Here is a 19,290-nt window from a genome sequence, read left to right on the forward strand (position 1 = left end):
GGGGGGGGGGGGGGGGGGGGGGGGGGGGGGGGGGGGGGGGGGGGGGGGGGGGGGGTTGGGGGGGGGGGGGGGGGGGGGGGGGGGGGGGGGCCGCCCCCCCCCCCCCCCCCCACGGCTCTAGGCTGGCCGTATGCAGAGCTGGCCGATCACCGTGGACGACGTGCGCGGTGCCCACAAGATGCTCGCCGGGGTCGCCCGGGTCACTCCGATGGAGAGCAGCCGCCACCTCTCCGCGCTGGTCGGCTCGCCCGTCCACCTGAAGTGCGAGAACCTGCAGCGCACCGGCTCGTTCAAGCTGCGCGGCGCGTACGTGCGGATCGCCGGGCTCTCGCCGGTGCAGCGGGCCGGCGGCGTGGTCGCGGCCAGCGCCGGGAACCACGCGCAGGGGGTCGCGCTGGCGGCCTCGCTGCTGGGGGTGCACTCCACCGTCTTCATGCCGCGCACCGCGCCGCTGCCCAAGGTCGCGGCGACCCGCGACTACGGCGCGGAGGTGCGGCTGCACGGGACGACGGTGGACGAGGCACTGGACGCCGCGCAGCGCTACGCCGAGACGAGCGGGGCGGTCTTCATCCACCCCTTCGACCACCAGGACATCATCACCGGCCAGGCCACCGTGGGCCTGGAGATCCTGGAGCAGTGCCCGGAGGTGCGCACCATCCTGGCCGGGGTGGGCGGCGGCGGGCTGCTGGCGGGGATCGCGGTGGCGATCAAGGCGGTGCGGCCGGACATCCGGGTGATCGGCGTGCAGGCGGCGGCCGCCGCCGCGTACCCGCCCTCGCTGGCGGTGGGCCGCCCGGTGACGCTGCCCTCGTTCCACACGATGGCCGACGGGATCATGGTCGGCCGACCCGGCGACATCCCGTTCGAGCTGATCAACACGCTCGCGGACGGCGTCCGCACGGTCTCCGAGGAGTCGCTCTCGCGGGCGCTGCTGCTCGGCCTGGAACGGCTGAAGCTGGTGGTCGAACCAGCCGGAGCGAGCCCCATCGCGGCACTGCTGGAGCAGCCGGACAGCTTCGAGGGCCCGGTGGTGGCGGTGCTCTCCGGCGGCAACATCGACCCGCAGCTGATGCAGCGGGTGCTGCGGCACGGCCTGGCGGCGGCCGGCCGCTACCTCTCGCTGCGGGTGCGGCTCACCGACCGGCCGGGCGCGCTGGCCACCCTGCTGGGCGTGCTCTCCTCGGTGGACGCCAACGTGCTGGACGTCGCGCACGTGCGCACCGACCCCCGGCTCGGCCTCTCCGAGGTGGAGGTCGACCTGCATCTGGAGACCAAGGGTCCGGAGCACTGCCTCGCGGTGGTGGGGGAGTTGGGCGATGCCGGGTACGTCGTGTCGCGCTGACACGGGGATGTGCGGGATGTCGAAAACCGCTTGACGCGATATATCGCGTCTCTCTAGTGTTCGGCTCGCTGTGGTCCGGGTGCCGGGCCAGAGTGGACGTGTCCACTTTCGACCCCGAGGGAGATGAGGCAGGCCCATGGCGCCAGCCATCCAAGCCGAGAACCTGGTCAAGACGTTCGGTGACGTACGGGCCCTCGACGGCGTCAGCCTCGACGTGCCGGAGGGGACGGTGCTCGGCCTGCTCGGCCCGAACGGCGCCGGCAAGACCACCACCGTCCGGATCCTGACGACCCTGCTGCGCCCGGACTCCGGCCGTGCCGTGGTGGCCGGGGTGGACGTGCTCAAGCACCCGAACCGGGTCCGCAGCCTGATCGGCCTGTCCGGCCAGTACGCGGCCGTGGACGAGTATCTGACGGGCCGTGAGAACCTCCAGATGGTCGGCGAGCTCTACCAGATGAGCGTGCGGGACGCGAAGGCCCGGGCGCGCGAGCTGCTGGAGTGGTTCAACCTCAGCGAGGCCGCCGACCGCACCGCCAAGACGTACTCCGGCGGCATGCGGCGCCGACTCGACCTGGCGGCCGCGCTGGTCGTCCGGCCGCCCGTGATGTTCCTGGACGAGCCGACCACCGGTCTCGACCCGCGCAACCGGCTGGGCCTGTGGGAGGTCATCGAGACGCTGGTCGAGCAGGGCACCACGCTGCTGCTGACCACCCAGTACCTGGAGGAGGCCGACCGGCTCGCGAACGACATCGCCGTGGTCGACCACGGCAGGGTGATCGCGCGCGGCACCGCCGACCAGCTCAAGGCGCAGATCGGCGGCGAGCGGGTGGAGGTCGTGGTGCACGACCGCGAGCTGATCGCCACCGCCGTCGAGGCGCTCAAGGTCTACGCGGTGGGCGATCCCAGCGTGGAGAAGAACACCCGCAAGATCACCGTCCCGGTCACCGGCGGCGCCAAGGTGCTCGCCGACGTGATCCGCGAGCTGGACGGGCGCGGCATCGAGATCGACGACATCGGCCTGCGCCGGCCCACCCTCGACGACGTCTTCCTGTCGCTGACCGGGCACGTCACCGCGGCCGAGAACGGCGACGAGAACGGCGACGAGAACAGCCAGGGCAATGACAAGGGCCACGGCAAGGGCCACGGCAAGGCCGCCGACACCGGAACGGAGGCCTGAGATGACCACGTCCACTGCCACCGAGCACGCCATCGGCGGCGCGGTCCCGCGCCAGCGCCACGGGGTCGCCGCGATCCTGCACGACTCCTGGGTGGTCGCCAAGCGCAATCTGCGGCGGATGACCCGGATCCCCGAGATCGTGGTCTTCGGGCTGATGCAGCCGGTGATGTTCGTGCTGCTCTTCTCGTACGTGATGGGCGGGGCCATCCAGATCCCGATGGCCGGGGCCAGCTCGTCGATCTACACCCAGTTCCTGATGGCCGGCATCTTCGCGCAGACCGTCACCTTCGCGGTGGCGGGCGCCTCGGCGGGCATCGCGGAGGACATGACCAAGGGCCTGGTGGACCGGTTCCGGTCGCTGCCGATGACCCGTTCCGCGGTGCTGGTCGGGCGGACCCTGGCGGACCTGGTGCAGACCGCGTTCACCCTGCTGGTGCTGGCACTCGTCGCCCTCGCCGTGGGCTGGCGGATCCACAACGGGTTCCCCAAGATGCTGGGGGCCTTCGCGCTGCTCCTGCTGCTCGGCTACGCGTTCTCCTGGATCGGCGCGCTGATCGGCCTCTCGGTGCGCAGCCCCGAGGCGGCCACCTCGGCCGGGCTGATCTGGCTCTTCCCGCTGACGTTCATCTCCAACGCCTTCGTGCCGATCAGCAGCATGCCGCACTGGCTGCGACCGATCGCGTACTGGAACCCGTTCAGCGCGACGGTGCAGGCCTGCCGCAACCTGTTCGGCAACCAGATCGGGCCGGTGGACTCCTCCTGGCCGATGCAGCACGCGGTCGTCGTGTCGATCGGCTGGTCGCTGGTGATCCTGGCGGTGTTCTCCTGGCTGTCGGTGCGCAAGTACCGCTCCGCGGTCGGATAACACGGGGGCCGCTCCGCGGTCGGATAACACGGGGCCGCTCCGCGGTGGGACAAGACGTGGAACAGCCCCGGACCTCCCTGAGGTCCGGGGCTGTTCGATGCGTACGGGGCTCAGCCCGCGTGCGGCTTGACCTCGAGGATCCGCACGCCGGCCTTCTTGCCGTTCGGCAGCTCGTACGACGCGTCGTCGCCGATCTTCTTGCCGTCGATGGCGCGGCCGAGCGGCGACTGCGGCGAGTAGACGTCCAGCTCGTCGACGCCGGCCACCTCGCGCGAGCCGAGCAGGAAGGACATGGTGTCGTCCGGGTCGCCGCCGAAGGCGACGGTGACGACCATGCCCGGGGCGACCACGCCGGAGTCCTCGGGGGCCTCGCCGACCTTGGCGCGCTCCAGGAGCTGGTTGAGCTGGCGGATGCGCAGCTCCTGCTTGCCCTGCTCCTCCTTGGCGGCGTGGTAGCCGGCGTTCTCCTTCAGGTCACCCTCTTCGCGCGCCGCCTCGATCTTCTGGGCGATCTCGACGCGCCAGGGACCCGTCAGGTACTCCAGCTCGGCCTTGAGCTTGTCGTAGCCGGACTGAGTGAGCCAGGTCACGTTTTCGCTGGTCTGGGTCACAGGTGCTCCTCGTCGGTGCTGGGCGGTGCTGAGGGTTGTCGTCAGCAGAAGTGGTGCGCGGTGGTTCGGGGTGTGGCGGGGTGTGGCGGGGCCAAACCACGAGCCTAACAATCTCCGGTCACGGACGGGAGAGCCGTTGACGTGGCGTTGTCGCTCCGTTTGCCGGGGCGTACGGTTCTGCGGCTCGTGACGGGGGCCTGCGGTCCATCAGGACGGGTTACTTCGTCGGCGTACAACTCAGTAGCTCGCCCGTGGTGCCGCGGGCGGTGGTCCGGATCGTCGCGACCTGCTCGAACGTGGTGCCGTGGGTCGGGATCGCCACATCGGTCTGGCCGACCACGGTGCCGTCCGGGGACTGCGAGCGGATGGTGCAGATCCCGCCGGTCCCCGAGTCCTTGTTGACCGAGAGCTGGACCTGCACCTGGCTGTCCGAGACCACCTGGAAGGCGACCACGGTGCCGTTCAGCTTCGACTGCTGGAGCAGGTAGGTGCCGCCCAGCCAGGCGATCAGGGCGAGGGCCAGGACGCCGAGAACCGCGCCGACGACTTTGAGCCTGCGGTCGGCCTCGCGGTCCCCGCGGCTGCCGTACCGGCCCTCGGGGACGCCGGCCGGGGCCGTCGTGGTGCCGTTCATGGCTGGAATCAGTCCTTCCCGGAAGGCCCTCGGGGTGGTGCGCGGGAATGCTCGGGTCCTCCAGTCCGTCACTATAGGGGGAACGATGCTGAGCCGGACATTCCCGGAAGGAACCAGGCGTTGACTGAGCAGTTGCGGCTGATGGCGGTGCACGCGCACCCGGACGACGAGTCCAGCAAGGGTGCGGCCACCATGGCCATGTATGTCGCCCAGGGCGTGGAGGTGCTGGTTGCGACCTGCACCGGCGGGGAGCGCGGCTCTGTGCTCAACCCCAAGCTCCAGGGGGACCCGTACATCGAGGAGAACATCCACGAGGTGCGGAGCAAGGAGATGGACGCGGCCCGCGAGATCCTCGGGGTCGAGCAGGCCTGGCTGGGGTTCGTCGACTCCGGGCTGCCCGAGGGCGACCCGCTTCCCCCGCTCCCGGAGGGCTGCTTCGCCCTGCTGGACGTCGAGACGGCGGCCGAGCCGCTGGTCCGGCTGATCCGCGAGTTCAAGCCCCAGGTGATCACCACCTACGACGAGAACGGTGGCTACCCGCACCCCGACCACATCATGACCCACAAGATCACCATGCGGGCCTTCGACGCCGCCGGTGACCCGGACGCCTACCCCGAAGCGGGTGAGCCCTGGCAGCCGCTGAAGCTGTACTACAACCACGGCTTCCCGATGGGCCGGATCCGCGCCCTGCACGCGTACCTCACCGAGCACGGCTTCGACTCGCCCTACGGCGAGTGGATCGCCGGCTGGGAGAAGAGCGGGCGCAAGGACCGCGAGATCACCACGCGGGTGCACGCCGCCGACTGGTTCGAGACCCGGGACCGGGCGCTGATCGCGCACGCCACCCAGATCGACCCGGACGGCCCGTGGTTCCGCGTGCCGCTGGACGTTCAGCGCGAGGTCTGGCCGACCGAGGACTACGAGCTCGCCCGTTCGCTGGTCGACACCGACCTGCCGGAGGACGACCTGTTCGCAGGGCTGCGCGCGAGCAGCCTGGCGGGGGAGAGCGCCAAGTAGCGCTCGCCCGGCTTCGGATCGCGCGCGACACGCACCCCCCGGTGACCCGGCTCGAATGGAGCCGGGTCACCATGGGGGGATGAGCACCTCCGCGAACCTGACCCACCTCGCCGCCACCGCGGTGCTGGACAACAACGACAAGGTGACGCCCGGCCTGCTGGGTTTCGTCGTCTTCGCCGCGCTCGGCGTGGCCACCTGGTTCCTGTTGAAGTCGATGAACCGGCAGATGAAGCGCGTCGACTTCGTCGAGGAGCCCGAAGCGCCCAAGGAGTAGCCCTCTGGTGGTGCGCGTCGACTGCGTGGTGGTGCGCGTCGACTGCGAGCGGGTCAGGCGATCGAGCCACCGCCGTCGACGAAGAGCGTCGTGCCGGTGCTGTGGGCACTGCGGGCCAGGTAGAGGATCGCCTCGGCGACGTCCTCGGGCTGCCCGACCCGTCGCACGGGCAGCTTCTGGACGGCGGCCTCGAACATGCTCTGCCGGTTCGCCTCGGGCAGCCCGTCCCAGATCGGGGTGTCCAGCAGGCCGGGCGAGACCGCGTTGACCCTGACCGGGGCGAACTCCAGGGCCAGCGCGCGGGCCAGCGCCTCCAGCGCCGCGTTGATGGCGCTCTGCAGGGCTGAGGCCCGGCCCGGACGGACCGAGAGGTAGCCCGAGACCAGGGTCAGTGAGCCGGTCGGACGGATCGAGACCCGGCGGCTGATCCGGTAGGCGCCCCAGAACTTGCTGTCCATCGCGGCGTAGGCGTCGGCCAGCGGCAGGGTGTCGGCGCGGCCCGCGGGGGTCACCGCGGCCGAGACCACCACGTGGTCGAACGTGCCCGCCGCTTCGAGGAAGTGCTCGACCTGCTCGTCGTCGCGGATGTCCAGGGTGCGGCCCTGCGCCCGGTCCCCGAGCGACTTCAGTGCCTCGTCGATCTTCTGCTGGGAGCGCGAGACTACGGTGACCTCCGCGCCCGCCGCGGCGAATCCGGCCGCTGTCGCCAGGCCCACGCCGGAGGTTCCTCCGACCACCAGGACCCGCTGTCCTTCGAACGTGTGCACGGCACTCACTCCTCAACTGTCGGGCGCGGCCGGCGCGGTGATCTCGGTTCTCCGCCGGCCGGGTCAGCCTATGCGAGCCCATGGGTGGGGCGGGGTGGTTCGCTGGCCGCTGGTCAGTTCGCAGGCAGTGCCGCGGAGTTGGTGTCCAGCGGGGCGGGGTGGGGCTGAGCGGGGTGGGGCTGGGCGGGGTGGACGGGACGGCGGGCTCGCTGGATTCCGACGGCGCTCAGCAGGGCGCCGAGCGCCAGCACGGCGGCCGCCGCGACGAGCGCGTACCGCAGGCCGGTCAGGAAGCCGCCCCCGGTGGCGTGGCCGACCAGCAACCCCGTCATCGCGACGCCGATCAGCCCGCCGAGCTGGCGCGAGGCGTTCAGCACGCCGGAGGCGATGCCGACGTTCCCCGGGTCGACCGCCGACAGCATGGCGTTGGTCATGGCCGGCACCACGAGGCCGATCCCGGCTCCGGCGAGCAGCAGTTGGAGCGCGATGGAGAGGTAGCTACCGGTGCCGACGGCCGGCAGCATCGCGAGGTAACCCAGGGCGGCCAGCAGGCTTCCGGCGATCAGGACGGGCCGTGCTCCGTGGCGCCGCGCCAGACGGCCCGAGAGGAGGTTCGCCGCCATGATCGTCGCGGTCATCGGCAGGAATGCGAGGCCGGCCCGGATCGGTGAGTAGTGCCAGACGGACTGGAAGAAGAGGCTGAACACGAAGATCAGGCCGTAGAAGGAGAAGTTGACGGAAACGCCGATCAGCGAGGAGGCCGTGAACGCCCGGCTGCGGAAGAGCGCCAGCGGCAGCATCGGGTCGGCGCTGCGCCCCTCGACCACGACGAAGCCCGCCACCGCGAGCACGAACAGTGCGAAGCAGGCCAGGACCAGCGGCGCCGACCAGCCGAGGCCGTTGGCCTCGATGACGGCGGCGGTGAGCGAGCCGAGGCCGACCACCGCGAGGAACTGGCCGGGCAGGTCGAAGGAGCGGGCCGGTCCGGTCCGGGGTTCGGCCTGCGGGGCGTTGGCGCCGATCAGCCAGATGCCGGCCGCCGCGAGCGGCACGTTGACGAAGAAGATCGACTGCCAGCCGAGCTGCGAGATCAGCACGCCGCCGACCACCGGGCCGAGCGCGAGCGAGAGGCCGCCGGCCGCGGCCCAGAGGCTGACCGCCCGGCCGCGCTCCGCCGGGTCCGGGAAGGCCCGGTTGACCAGCGCCAGTGAGGACGGCACGATCAGCGCCGCGCCGACGCCCTGCACGATCCGGGCGGCGATCAGCATCACCAGGGTGTCCGAGGCGCCGCAGGCGAAGGAGGCCAGCGCGAAGAGGGCGAAGCCGAGCTGGAAGATCCGCCGCAGGTCGAAGCGATCGCCGAAGGCGCCGGCGGTGAGCAGGAAGGCGGCGAAGGTGAGGGTGTAGCCGTTGATCACCCACTCCAGGCCGGAGATGCTGCCACCGAGGTCGCGGCGCAGCGCGTCGGTTGCCACGTTGACGACGCTCACGTCCAGGATCACGACCACGAAGCCGAGGCACGCGGCAAGCAGCGTCAACTTCCGGTTTATGAGCGGGAGTTCGTTTTGAGGCATGGTGGTGTGGTCCCCCCGGGGTAGACTGTTCGATGAGTCGCGAACAGTTTTGAGTGTATGGCAACCATCGAACACTTATCAATGAAGATCGAGTAATCCGCCACCAGGGAGGCCGACATGCCCATCGACCCACCCGCCGCGACGCCGCGGCACCGGACCCCGCCCGAGCACGCCGCGCTGGCCGAGGTCACGCTGGAGGCGGCGCTCGCCGCGCTGGCTGACCCGGTCCGGCTCACCTTGATCCGCGAGGTGGCCTCGGCGCAGGAGTGGGAGCGCTCGTGCGGCAGCTTCGACGTCCCGGTCCGCAAGGCCGCGCTGAGCCACCACTTCGCGGTGCTGCGTGCCGCGGGGCTGATCGAGCAGCGTGATGCCGGGCCGCGGAGGTTCAACCGGTTGCGCAGAGCGGAGTTCGACGCGCGCTTCCCCGGGCTGCTGGACGCCGTTCTGCGGGCCCAGGACGTCGAGGTCTAGTCGAGGTCTGGCCGAGGTCTGGTTGAGGCCGTCGAGGTCTGGCCGAGATCTGGAAACGCCCGGGGGTGTGTCGCCGTCGTACGCCGTACGCCGTGCGGCGGCGGCCCGGGGTGTCGGGCGCTCAGGGTGTCAGGCGCTCACGGTGCCGGGTGCTCAGGGTCGGCAGAAGAGGGCCGGGAGCCGAGTGCCGGCCAGCGGGCGGCGGCCCCAGGAGAGGATGCGGCCCTTCAGGATCTCGCGCCAGGTCGCGGCCCGGCCGTAGCCGATCAGCAGGAAGGCCACCGGGTCCGCCCAGATCACGCAGTCGACCCGCTCGTCGGCGACGGCCGGGCCGGCGGTCACGGTGCCGGCGTCGAGCCTGAGGACGAGGTCGGGCGTGCCGCGTGCCGCGCCGCGCCAGCTGATCCGGTACGAGATGGTCGCGCCGCGTCCGGCGTCGGTGAGCATGAGTGGCAGCATCCGGGCGAAGACCTCGCGGGCCACCAGGGTGGCGTCGGCCCGCGCTATCGGCCAGCGGGTCCCGGTGGTGCGGGCGACGTCCAGGCCGTGCACGAGCAGCTCGCCCAGCGCCAGCGCGGTCAGGGTGTCCGGCGTCCGGGTCACGCCCGGGCCGTACCAGGGGGTGGCCAGCGCGGCGTCCGGATCGAGGTCCGCGGTGGCGGCCAGGAAGGCGGCGAGGCCCTGCTCGATGGTGTCGACGGCGACGGGTAGCTGGCGGTCGCCGGCGCTGTCGGCGAGCTCCTGGACCAGCGTCGCGTTGACGGCGGCCAGTCGCTCGTGGAAGTCCGGCTCGTCCGGCACGTAGTGCGCGAACTCGCCGCTGGTGCCGGCCGCTGCGGCGGTGAACCCCTGGAAGACATAGGCGAGATGGGATGCCACGTCGGCTACCCGCCACTGCGAGTCGACCACCGCGGCGTTCGGGGCGCTCTGCCGGAGCAGGGTCACCAGCCTGGCGCCGGCCTCGGTCAGCGCCAGGCGAGCTGCCGTGCGATCACTCTGGTCCATGCGGGTCTCCCAGGGGCGGCTGCCGGCGGCGTGGGCAGAGCCTAGAAGCGGGGGGAGCGCCTGTCTACCCGCCGGTAACAGGAAAGTCGCCCGTCGCAGGCTCAGTGTCCGTTCAGGCTCTCGCCCAGGGCTGCTGTCAGGCTGCCGTCCGCGGTGTCCTCGTCCATGGACCAGACGAAGGTGCCGCGCAGGCCCTGCTCGCGGATGTACTGGCCCTTGATCCAGACCGAGGCCGGGCTGTCGTAGGTGTAGAAATTGCCGCTGGCCGCGTCGTACTTGTACGGCTCGGCGGCCAGCGGGTCCCAGTAGGTCTTGCCCGGGGCGGTGACCACCTGGTTGTAGCCCGGCGTGGTGGCAACTCCCGCCGCCGCGCTCTGGAACAGCCCGTCACCGTTCGGTCCGGCGGTGACGCCGGTCCACTCATGGGCGTAGTACGGGACGGCCAGGCCGATCTGGCCGGCTCGGACGCCATGGCCCTCGTAGTACTTGACCGCCTGGTCCACGCTGTACTGCTTGTTCGCCGGGTTCGGGTCGCGTGGGTCCTGGAACAGCGCCGAGGCGAGGTCGGTCGGGCCGGGTGGCTCCCAACTCCCGTGGTAGTCGAAGGTCATGACGTTGAACCAGTCGACCACCCGGGCGAGCTCGGGCAGTTCCAGCTTGTCGGCGAAGTCCGGGTTGGCGGAGGTGTTGGCGGTGAGCAGGTAGTGCCGCCCGGTCGGCCGGCCCGCCTGGTCCAACTGGTGGCGGAACTCCTGCATCAGGGCGGTGTAGTCCGGGGTGTCCTGCGGACCGTACGGGTTGCCGTTGCCGGGCTCGCCCGGGTACTCCCAGTCGACCGCGAACCCGTCGAAGATGCCGGCCGCGGCGCCTGCGGGCAGGCCGGGCAGGTTGCCCGTGACGTACTGGTCCAGGCAGGAGGCGACGAACTGCTGCCGGCCCGCCGCGGTGGCTGCCAGCTGGGAGAAGTGCCCGGACCAGGACCACCCGCCGATCGACATCACGATCTTCAACTTGGGGTACGCGGCCTTGAGTTCCCGCAGCTGGTTGAGGTTGCCCAGCAGCGCCTGGCCGGGCTGGTCCGCCTGGCCGTTGACCGACTCGGTCGCACTGAAGGGGCGCTGGTAGTCGGCCCAGCTGTCGCCGCTGCTGCACAGGCCGTCCGCCGAGACGGCGCTGAAACCGTAGTCCAGCTCGGTGAGGTGCTTCATCTCGCCACTGGTGACCAGGTTCTTCTCCATGAAGCCGGAGTAGATGCCCCACTGGGTGAAGTAGCCGGTCAACTCCTTCTGGCTGCCGCTCGATCCACCACCTGTGTGATCGGGCGTGGCGGCGACGGCGCCGGCGGACACGGCGCCCAGCAGGGTGAGGGCGCAGGCCAGGGCGGCGGCGGTGAGGCCGGCTCTGCGGGCGGAGGTGGAGCGGATCGCGGGCATGAACTCTCCTCGGCGGGTGCCGCAAACAGGAGCGACGGTAGGGGAATTGGCGTTCGCCAGGCGTGCGGAGGCGCGGGAGCTCGTCATTGGCATAGACCAATGAGAGGGAAGGTATAGTCCACCGCCGCCGGGGTCAATGGCCCCCGCACGTTCGGCGAGTGGCTATCCGCGGTCGGAGGGGGCGCCGGGGGAGATCAGGCCGGTCTCGTAGGCGAGGACGACGGCTTGGACTCGGTCGCGCAGGCCGAGTTTGGAGAGGATGCGGGCCACGTGGGTCTTCACCGTCGTCGCGCTGAGGGTGAGCCGGTCGGCCAGCTCGGCGTTGCTGAGGCCGGTGGCCAGCAGGCGCAGTACCTCCAGTTCACGGGGTGTCAGCTCGGAGAGGTCGCGGTGCACGGTGGACTTGGCCTCGTCGCGTGGGGCGAAGCGCTCGATCAGACGGCGGGTGATGGTGGGGGCGAGCAGGGCGTCGCCGGAGCGGACCAGGCGGACCGAGGCCACCAGGTGTTCGGGGGTGACGTCCTTGAGCAGGAAGCCGCTGGCGCCGGCGGTGAGGGCCGCGTAGACGTAGTGGTCCAGGTCGTAGGTGGTGAGGATGAGGACCTTGGTGGCGTCCGCGTGGTCCGCGCCGTTCGCGCCGCCCGCCATGATCTGTCGGGTGGCCTCAAGGCCGTCCAGTTCGGGCATCCGGATGTCCATCAGCACCACGTCGGGTCGGGTGCGTCGGACGGCGGCGACGGCCTCCGCGCCGTTCACGGCCTCGGCGACGACCTCGATGCCGTCGGCGGCGAGGATCATCCGGAAACCGGTGCGGACCAGCGCCTGGTCGTCGGCGATGACGGCGCGCAGGGGTGGTTGAGTCACGGGGTGCTCCAGGGGATTCGGGCCTTCAGCCGGTAACCGCCGCCGATCGTACGCCCGGCGTCCAGAGTCCCGCCGTAGACGGTCAGGCGTTCGCGCAGGCCGATCAGGCCGCGGCTGTTGCCGGACAGGGACTGGACCCCGGGGGTGCCGCCGGTGTCGACGACCTCGACGGTCAGCCACTGGTCGTCATGGTCGATGGTAATGGTGGACTCGGCCCCGACGGCATGCTTGATGGTGTTCGTCAGGGCCTCCTGGACGACCCGATAGGCCGTCAGGTCGACGCCGGGGAGCATGGGCCCGGGCGGGCACGATATGGAGACGGTGGCGGGCAGCCCGGCGGCGCGCACCCGCTGCACCAGGGCGGTGAGCTGGCCGAGACCGGGCTGCGGTTCGAGCTCGTCGGAGGACGGGAGACCGCTGGCCGTCTCTCTGCCCGGGCCCGTCCCCGAGACTGCCAGCAGGCCCATCACATGGCGCAGTTCGGCCATCGCGGCGCGGCCGCCGGCTTCGACGGCGAGCATGGCCTCCTTGGCCAGCTCCGGCGAGCTGTCCAGTACCGTGCGGGCGGCCCCGGCCTGAATGACCATCACGCTCACGTTGTGGGTGACCACATCGTGCAGCTCGCTCGCGATCCTCGAGCGCTCCTCCTCCACGGCCCGGCGCATCGCGGCGTCCCGTTCCTCCTCCAACTCGGCGAAACGCTGCCGGGTGGCGTCCAGGCGCAGCTGCCAGAACCGCGCCGCACTGCCGAGCATGCCGAGGATCAGCAGGATCACCAGGAGCTCCCGTTGGCCCTGCCCGGCGTTCTGGAAGGTCGAGGTGACCAGCAGGGCGCCCAGGGCGAAACTGCCCATCACCGGGACCGTGTTGCGGCTGTGGAGCACCGCGGCGCAGATGGCGATGCAGCAGGTCAGCACGGTGATGAAGGTCGGCAGGAAGAAGTCGACGCGGGCCGCGATCAGCACCACCCAGAAGGTGGCGAGGGGGAACCTCCGCCGTGCTGCCAGGGTCAGGGCCGCCAGGGCGGCGACGGCGTAGTCCTTGGCATCAGGCGGCACCGGGTTCACCGGTCCGGGAAACTCGGCGGGGCCGGTCGGTACCGGCGGCATGCCGGAGGCAGGCGGCACCGGCCCGGTGCCCTGCCAGGCGATCACGCTGTGGCGCATGGAGAGCAGCACCACGACCGTCACCAGCACCGCGAACGCCGTGTCGATCCACAGCGACCGGCTGGTCAGTCCGGCCGACTGCCCCTCCGGGCGGAACACTTCGCGTACCTCTCGGCGCCAGTCGCGCCCTTCCCGTCTGTCCATGGCGCCATTCTCCGGGCGGCCCGAAGCCTCGCGCATCCGCCTCCATATCCCTCTTCGCCGTCTTCGACGCCGAGCGGAGTACATCGCAGGGATGACCCTTCGGTGCGCTCGTCCGCTCGGCCGACGAAAGGTCCATTCGACGGCCGACGCGGGCCACCCCGCCCTCCTCGTAGCTTCGTTGAGGCCGGGAACAAGCCGCGGCAGTGCAGCGACGAGGACAAGGACGGACCCTCCGATGGGGAATGTGATCGAACTGGAAGGCGTGGTCAAGCAGTACGACAGCGCCGGCGCCCCCGCACTGGGGCCGCTCTCCCTGACCGTCGCCGAGGGGGAGGCCGTCGCGATCACCGGCCCGTCCGGCAGCGGCAAGTCGACGCTGCTGAACCTGGTGGCGGGCCTGGACAAGCCGGGCGAGGGCCGGGTCTCGGTCGGCGGTCTGCGGATCGACGGCCTGGGCGAGAAGGCACTGGCGCGGTTCCGCCGGGAGCGGATCGGGATGGTCTTCCAGTTCTTCAACCTGCTGGACGATCTGACCGTCGTCGACAACATCCTGCTTCCGGCCCAACTCGCCGGTTCGGCCCGGGGTCGGGCGATGGAGCGGGCGGCCGAGCTGATGGAGGTCCTGGGCATCGCCAAGCACGGCCGCGCCTATCCGGGGCGGCTGTCCGGTGGCGAGCGGCAGCGGGTCGCCGTCGCCAGGGCGCTGATCAACCGTCCGGCGCTGCTGCTGGCGGACGAGCCCACCGGCGCACTCGACACCGCGTCAGGGAACGAGGTGCGGCAGCTGCTGGTCGACCTGCACCGCAGCGGGCAGACCGTGGTCCTGGTCACCCATGATCTGGCGCTCGCCGAGTCCTGCGCCGAGCGCACCGTCCAACTGGTCGACGGGAACATCGCGGTGGACCGCAGGAACGCGGAGGTCGTGCGATGAGCGTGTTCCGCGGGAACTCCACCGCCGGCCCCCGGATCAGACTGGGCCGGGTCGGCCGGCGGCGGGTGCAGACCATCGTGATGACGCTGTCCGTGCTGATGGCGGTAGCCTCCGCCGTCGTCGCCGGGGCGCTGATGGTGAGCGCGTCGGCGCCGTTCGATGCCGCGTTCGCGCAGCAGCACGGCGCGCAGCTCACCGCACAGATCGACGAGAGCGCCACCGGGGCCGACCGGATCGCCGCCACCGGGCACCTGCCGCAGGTCACCGCGAGTTCGGGCCCCTACCAGACGGCGCAGATCGACCCGCCGGGCCCGGGAGGGCTCGACATGCAGCAGTCGCAGACGGTGGTCGGCAGGTCCGCCCCCACCGGCGGCGTGGATGACATCGTGTTGCGCTCCGGGCGCTGGGCGACCGCGCCGGGCGAGATCGTGCTCTCGACGGACGCGAACTCGGTCGGCCCCGACACCACGCTCGGCGGCACCCTGAAGATCTCCCCCGCCGCCGACAGCCCCACCCTGACCATCGTCGGCCTGGCCTCCTCGATCACCGACAGCGCCGACGGCTGGGTCGTCCCGGCAGAGATCACCGCACTACGGGCGCCGGGAACTCCCGCTACCGCCCAGATGCTCTACCGATTCAGCACCGCCACCACCACGGCCGAGCTCAACGCCGACCGGGATGCCGTCGCCGCCGCGCTGCCGGCGGGCGCGATCGTGGGAGCGCAGTCCTATCTCGACGTGAAGCTGGCAGCCGACGAGAACACGGCGCTGTTCGTCCCGGTGATGACGGCGTTCGGCGTGCTGGGCCTGCTGATGTCCGTGATCATCATCGCCAGTGTGGTGAGCGGGGCCGTCGGCGCGCAGATCCGCAGGATCGGCATCCTCAAGGCCATCGGATTGACACCGGGGCAGGTCGTCCGCGCCTATCTGGCCCAGGCACTGGTTCCCTCGGCTGTCGGGGCGGTCGTCGGAGTGGTCCTCGGCAATCTGCTGGCGATGCCTCTGATGGGCGACGCCGGGCAGATGTACGGCGGCGGGTCGCCGGGGGTGCCCTGGTGGATCGACCTGGCGGTGCCCGGCGCGGCGCTCGGCGTGGTCGCCCTGGCGGCGCTGGTGCCTGCGCTGCGGGCCGGCAGGCTGCGCACCATCGAGGCGCTCGCGGTCGGCCGCGCGCCCCGCAGCGGGCGCGGCCAGTGGGCCCAGCGGCTCGCCGCCCGGCTGCCACTGCCCAGGGCCGTGACCCTCGGGCTCGCCTCGCCCTTCGCCCGTCCGGTCCGCTCGGCGGCGTTGCTGGCCGCGGTGCTGTTCGGCACCACGGCGGCGACCTTCGCCATCGGACTCACCTCCTCCGCAAGCGCGGTGACCACGGCACGGGAGCCCGGCCAGAGCATCCCGGTCTCGGTCTTCCTCGCCTCCCCCGGCGATCCGGGGAGCCCGGCATCCAAGAGCGGTGGCGGCGCCGCCGACCCCGCCAAGACGCTCGCCGTGATCCAGTCCCAGCCGGGCACGGCGGACGCCATCGGGCAGAGCCAGGGCGTCGTCACCGTCGCCGGCGGCACCGGTGCGATCCGGGTGCGGCTCTACCAGGGGCACTCCAGCGTGGAGGCCTTCGCCCTGATATCCGGCCGCTGGTTCAACGGCCCCGGCGAGGTGGTGGTGCCGACGCACTTCCTGGACACCACAGGACACAAGGTGGGCGACAGCATCACCCTGGTCGACCAGGGGGTGCAGGTGCCGGCGCGGATCGTGGGCGAGGACTTCGACCCCGGAAACGCCGGGCTCGTCATCAACACCGACATGGCCACCCTCGCCGCCGCCCAACCCACGCTGCACCCCGACTTCTACGACGTGACGCTCAAGCCCGGTACCTCGGTGGCCGGCTACGTCAACGGGCTCAGGGCGGCACTGCAGTCGACCAGCGCCCATGTCGATGCCACCCAGGCGGGGCACCTCAACCCCACCGTCGTCGCCTTCGACGCGATGGCCGTGCTGCTCACCCTGATGCTGGTCTCCGTCGCCGGGCTCGGGGTGCTCAACTCGGTGGTCCTCGACACCCGGGAGCGGGTCCATGACCTGGGCGTCTGCAAGGCCATCGGGATGACGCCGGGGCAGACCGTCACCCAGGTGCTGACCTCGGTCGCCGGGGCAGGGTTGGTCGGCGGAGCGGTCGGCGTGCCGGTCGGGCTCGCGCTGCACGACTTCGTCATCCCGCTGGTGATGCGGGCGGCCGGCAGCGGAACCCCGGCGCAGGTCCAGAATGTGTACGGGGTAGTGGAGTTGGTACTGCTCGCGGTGGGCGGGGTGTCGATCGCGGTGTGCGGGGCGCTGCTCCCGGCCGGCTGGGCGGCCAAGGCCCGGACAGCCACGGCGCTGCGCACGGAGTGACCGGGCCGATAGCGGACCGCTATGGGCGTGCGGCGCGAGCGGCGGGGCTGCCGAGAGATCGGATCAGCCCCGCCGCTCGCGCCGGCCGTGTCGATCGCCAGCCGGTGCGGTCAGCCGGCGACGTCAGCTCGCGAGGTCAGCCGGTGCAGGTCAGCCGGTGAAGTTCATGGCGATGTCGTCGACGTAGCCGTCGTCGCCGGTGCCCACCTGGCGCGTGAAGTTCACGGTGAACTTTACCGAGGCGGTGCCGGTGGGCACGGTGCCGGTGACCGATTCGTAGAGGAGCTCGGTCTGGTTGCCGCGCTGGGCCGCGGTGACGGGGGCCAGGGTGGCGGTGCCGAGCGACCCGCCCGAGGAGCTGAGGAACGTGGCGACAACTCCGGCGTTGTCCCCCTGGCTCGAGTAACCGCCGATCCAGGCGGACAGGGTGTACGGGAGGTTTCCGGCGGCGATTCGGCTGGACTCGGCCGCGACGCTGTCGGTCTGGGTCATCGAGGCGCTGGCGCTGCTCCCGCCGTCGAAGAACGCGTTGCCCGGGGACGCCGGGGACGTCGGTCCCTGCGCGGAGGTCGGGAAGCCGCCGGACGCGCCGTAGCAGACCTGCTGCGGCGAGTTGGTCAGCGTCCAGCCCTGGGCCGGGGTTCCGGTGCCCATGGAGGATTGGCAACTCCCGCTCTCGGCATCGGGGTTGACGATCGGGACCGAGTACGTGGATCCCGTGCCGGAGCCGACGGTCCAGCTGAAGGATGCGCTGCCGATCGCGCCGGTGGTGTCGGTGGCGGTGAGGGTCGCGGTGGAGGTCCCCGCGGCGGTCGGAGTGCCGGTGATCTGACCGGTGCCCGCGTCGATCGCGAGGCCGGCGGGCAGTCCGGTGCCGGCGTACGTCAGGGTCTGGCCGCCGTCCGAGTCCGAGGCCTGGATCTGCAGCGGGCTGATCGCGGTGCCGACGGTTGAGGTCTGCGCGCCGGGGTTGGCGAGGGTGACGGTGTTACCGCCGGTACTGCTCCCCGTGAACACCTCGTTGTACGGAGTGGCCCACTTGTCGTTGTTGGTCATCGTCGTGCTCAGCCCGAGAGCACTCTCGATGACCCGGGCGGTGCTGTAGTGGTCGTACCGGTTCGCGTCCTGGTACCCGGCCTTGACCGTGCCCTGCGATCCGATGAGGACGGTGGCGACCTGGTTGGTCTGACCGGGACCGAAGCCGCCGGGGGAGTTGGCGCCGTCCTCGTCCCAGGTGAGGACGAGCAGCGACTTCTGCTGGGTCCACGCGGGGGACTGGAACAGCGTGGGAAGCGTCTGGCTCAGCCAGGTGTCCCCGGAAGCGATGCCGCAGCCCTCCATGTCGGAGCAGGAGTCGGCGTCGGCCCAGACGAACGCAGGGGTGGTGGCCGTGGAGGCCAGGTCGGTGTTGAGCAGCTGCGGCAGCGGCTGCCAGTGCGCCTGGCAGTAGGCGTTGTCGCTCTGCATCTTGGGGTCGTAGTAGAACGGCACGTCGTCGTTCTCGTAGTTGCCGCTGCTGGTGGTCTGGCAGTTGCTGGTCTGGCTCTGGACGTACTGCTTCCAGCTCTTGCCGGCCGCGTCGAGGTTGTCGTTCAGGCCGTTGTTCGTCGCGGCACAGGCCGGATTGGTGATGCAGTCGGCCCCGGGAGAGCTCTTGCTGCTGCGCCCGAAGGAGTTGCCGAACGCGATCGCCTCGTAGTTCGGGTCGGAACTGTGCGTGTTGGCGTGGTAGTTCGTCAGCAACGAGCCCATCGGGAGCAGCGTGTTGTTGACGTACGGGGCGGCGGAGTTGCCGATGACTCCGGCGCCGCCGTCGACGGTGTTCGAGGTCGCGGAGTAGTTGTTGTTCTCCATCATGACGACGAAGACGTGGTCGTACCCGGGCACTGTCGAGGCGGGGACGGCCAGGGTCGGGGCGGTGGCCGCGGTGTCGAGGGTCAGCGAGAGGTCGTCGGCCATCCCGTCGTTCTGCGTCCCGGTCATGGTGAAGTCGACCGCCGTCAGGACCGAGCGGGTGCCGACCGGAACCGTGGCGGTGGCGCTGCGCTGCAGGAACTCAGTGGTGTTCGAGCGGTCGGCGGCCAGCACCGGCCCGATGGACGAGGTGCCGAGCGAGGTGCCGGATGCGTCGAGGTAGGTGATCTTCACTGCGGCGGCGTCGTTGTAGCTGCCGACGCCACCGAGCCAGCCGGAGAGGGTGGAGTGCACACCGCCCGCGTCGATCGCCGAGGCCGCCGAGGAGACGTCGGTGCTCTGCGTCATCTCCGAGGAGCCGCGCGAACCGCCCTGGAAGTACGCGGTGCCCTTGGTCGGGGAGCCGGGGGTGCTCGTGTTGGCGCCGTTCGTCGCGTTGTAGCAGTTGATCACCGGGTCGCCGGAGGTGATCTGCCAGCCCGGCAGGGTGGTCTCCTCCCAGCCGCCGGGGCTGCACTGCGAGGTCTCCGCGCCGGAGTTGAGCAGGAGGTTGGCGCTGCTGGTTGCGGCGGCGGCCGGGACGACGGCCGGGGTGGAGAGCGCCGCGCCCAGCAGCACGGCCGCCACCGCCCGGCTTGTCCAAGGACTGGTTGATCTGAGCCTGCCGTACATCGAGTTCCTCCGAGGGATGCGGGATCCGAACCACAGGGCGTCCGT

Annotated in this window: 17 protein-coding genes; 8 read left to right on the forward strand and 9 right to left on the reverse strand. The window is 71.2% G+C overall.

The window, feature by feature from the left end:
• Nucleotides 1-130: 130 nt before the first annotated feature.
• The 3 genes from ilvA (at nucleotide 131) to P3T37_RS21590 (ending at nucleotide 3,384) form a co-directional block, all read left to right on the forward strand.
• On the forward strand, nucleotides 131-1,342 hold the full coding sequence (ilvA, locus tag P3T37_RS21580; protein WP_280725407.1) for a threonine ammonia-lyase: 1,212 nt from the start codon (nucleotides 131-133) through the stop codon (nucleotides 1,340-1,342).
• 136 nt (nucleotides 1,343-1,478) lie between these two features.
• Complete coding sequence (locus P3T37_RS21585) at nucleotides 1,479-2,519, forward strand: ATP-binding cassette domain-containing protein (RefSeq protein WP_280725408.1); 1,041 nt, start codon at nucleotides 1,479-1,481, stop codon at nucleotides 2,517-2,519.
• A 1-nt stretch (nucleotide 2,520) separates the two neighbouring features.
• Nucleotides 2,521-3,384: an ABC transporter permease gene (locus P3T37_RS21590; RefSeq protein WP_280725409.1), complete on the forward strand. Its 864-nt coding sequence runs from the start codon at nucleotides 2,521-2,523 to the stop codon at nucleotides 3,382-3,384.
• Between the two features lie 110 nt (nucleotides 3,385-3,494).
• Here the strand turns inward: P3T37_RS21590 and greA are convergent, their stop codons facing one another.
• Both greA and P3T37_RS21600 read right to left on the reverse strand, forming a co-directional pair.
• Complete coding sequence (gene greA, locus P3T37_RS21595; protein WP_280725411.1) at nucleotides 3,495-3,995, reverse strand: transcription elongation factor GreA; 501 nt, start codon at nucleotides 3,993-3,995, stop codon at nucleotides 3,495-3,497.
• Between the two features lie 217 nt (nucleotides 3,996-4,212).
• Nucleotides 4,213-4,629 (reverse strand): DUF4307 domain-containing protein, encoded by a 417-nt coding sequence (locus P3T37_RS21600; RefSeq protein ID WP_280725412.1) that lies wholly within the window; start codon nucleotides 4,627-4,629, stop codon nucleotides 4,213-4,215.
• A 120-nt stretch (nucleotides 4,630-4,749) separates the two neighbouring features.
• On the opposite strand from P3T37_RS21600, the gene mca reads away from it, so the two are divergent.
• The gene (gene mca / locus P3T37_RS21605; protein ID WP_280725413.1) at nucleotides 4,750-5,646 is read left to right on the forward strand and encodes a mycothiol conjugate amidase Mca; all 897 of its coding nucleotides are present in this window, start codon (nucleotides 4,750-4,752) and stop codon (nucleotides 5,644-5,646) included.
• A 79-nt stretch (nucleotides 5,647-5,725) separates the two neighbouring features.
• On the forward strand, nucleotides 5,726-5,920 hold the full coding sequence (locus P3T37_RS21610; protein ID WP_035798381.1) for a hypothetical protein: 195 nt from the start codon (nucleotides 5,726-5,728) through the stop codon (nucleotides 5,918-5,920).
• Nucleotides 5,921-5,973: 53 nt separating this feature from the next.
• Here the strand turns inward: P3T37_RS21610 and P3T37_RS21615 are convergent, their stop codons facing one another.
• The gene (locus tag P3T37_RS21615; RefSeq protein WP_280725414.1) at nucleotides 5,974-6,687 is read right to left on the reverse strand and encodes an SDR family oxidoreductase; all 714 of its coding nucleotides are present in this window, start codon (nucleotides 6,685-6,687) and stop codon (nucleotides 5,974-5,976) included.
• A 113-nt stretch (nucleotides 6,688-6,800) separates the two neighbouring features.
• Nucleotides 6,801-8,225, reverse strand: coding sequence for an MFS transporter (locus tag P3T37_RS21620; protein WP_280725415.1), 1,425 nt, complete (start codon nucleotides 8,223-8,225; stop codon nucleotides 6,801-6,803).
• Nucleotides 8,226-8,378: 153 nt separating this feature from the next.
• Here P3T37_RS21620 and P3T37_RS21625 point away from each other — a divergent pair, with 153 nt between their 5' ends.
• The gene (locus tag P3T37_RS21625) at nucleotides 8,379-8,732 is read left to right on the forward strand and encodes a helix-turn-helix domain-containing protein (protein ID WP_280725416.1); all 354 of its coding nucleotides are present in this window, start codon (nucleotides 8,379-8,381) and stop codon (nucleotides 8,730-8,732) included.
• Nucleotides 8,733-8,885: 153 nt separating this feature from the next.
• Here P3T37_RS21625 and P3T37_RS21630 read toward each other — a convergent pair whose 3' ends face one another.
• The 4 genes from P3T37_RS21630 to P3T37_RS21645 form a co-directional block, all read right to left on the reverse strand.
• Nucleotides 8,886-9,737, reverse strand: coding sequence for a maleylpyruvate isomerase N-terminal domain-containing protein (locus tag P3T37_RS21630; RefSeq protein ID WP_280725417.1), 852 nt, complete (start codon nucleotides 9,735-9,737; stop codon nucleotides 8,886-8,888).
• Between the two features lie 101 nt (nucleotides 9,738-9,838).
• The gene (locus tag P3T37_RS21635) at nucleotides 9,839-11,170 is read right to left on the reverse strand and encodes a glycoside hydrolase family 18 protein (protein WP_280725418.1); all 1,332 of its coding nucleotides are present in this window, start codon (nucleotides 11,168-11,170) and stop codon (nucleotides 9,839-9,841) included.
• A 162-nt stretch (nucleotides 11,171-11,332) separates the two neighbouring features.
• Nucleotides 11,333-12,034, reverse strand: coding sequence for a response regulator transcription factor (locus P3T37_RS21640; protein WP_280725419.1), 702 nt, complete (start codon nucleotides 12,032-12,034; stop codon nucleotides 11,333-11,335).
• A complete protein-coding gene (locus P3T37_RS21645) occupies nucleotides 12,031-13,344 on the reverse strand; it encodes a histidine kinase (protein WP_280725420.1) in 1,314 nt (437 codons plus the stop codon). Before P3T37_RS21645 ends, P3T37_RS21640 begins: the two co-directional genes overlap by 4 nt.
• A gap of 235 nt (nucleotides 13,345-13,579) precedes the next feature.
• On the opposite strand from P3T37_RS21645, the gene P3T37_RS21650 reads away from it, so the two are divergent.
• Entirely contained in the window at nucleotides 13,580-14,275 is a 696-nt protein-coding gene (locus P3T37_RS21650) for an ABC transporter ATP-binding protein (RefSeq protein ID WP_280725421.1), read from the forward strand.
• Nucleotides 14,272-16,659 (forward strand): ABC transporter permease, encoded by a 2,388-nt coding sequence (locus P3T37_RS21655; protein ID WP_280725422.1) that lies wholly within the window; start codon nucleotides 14,272-14,274, stop codon nucleotides 16,657-16,659. Before P3T37_RS21650 ends, P3T37_RS21655 begins: the two co-directional genes overlap by 4 nt.
• A gap of 150 nt (nucleotides 16,660-16,809) precedes the next feature.
• Here the strand turns inward: P3T37_RS21655 and P3T37_RS21660 are convergent, their stop codons facing one another.
• Complete coding sequence (locus P3T37_RS21660) at nucleotides 16,810-19,200, reverse strand: alkaline phosphatase family protein (protein ID WP_280725423.1); 2,391 nt, start codon at nucleotides 19,198-19,200, stop codon at nucleotides 16,810-16,812.
• Nucleotides 19,201-19,290 lie beyond the last annotated feature (90 nt).

Origin of the sequence: Kitasatospora sp. MAA4 (assembly GCF_029893355.1) — a bacterium.
GTDB lineage: Bacteria > Actinomycetota > Actinomycetes > Streptomycetales > Streptomycetaceae > Kitasatospora.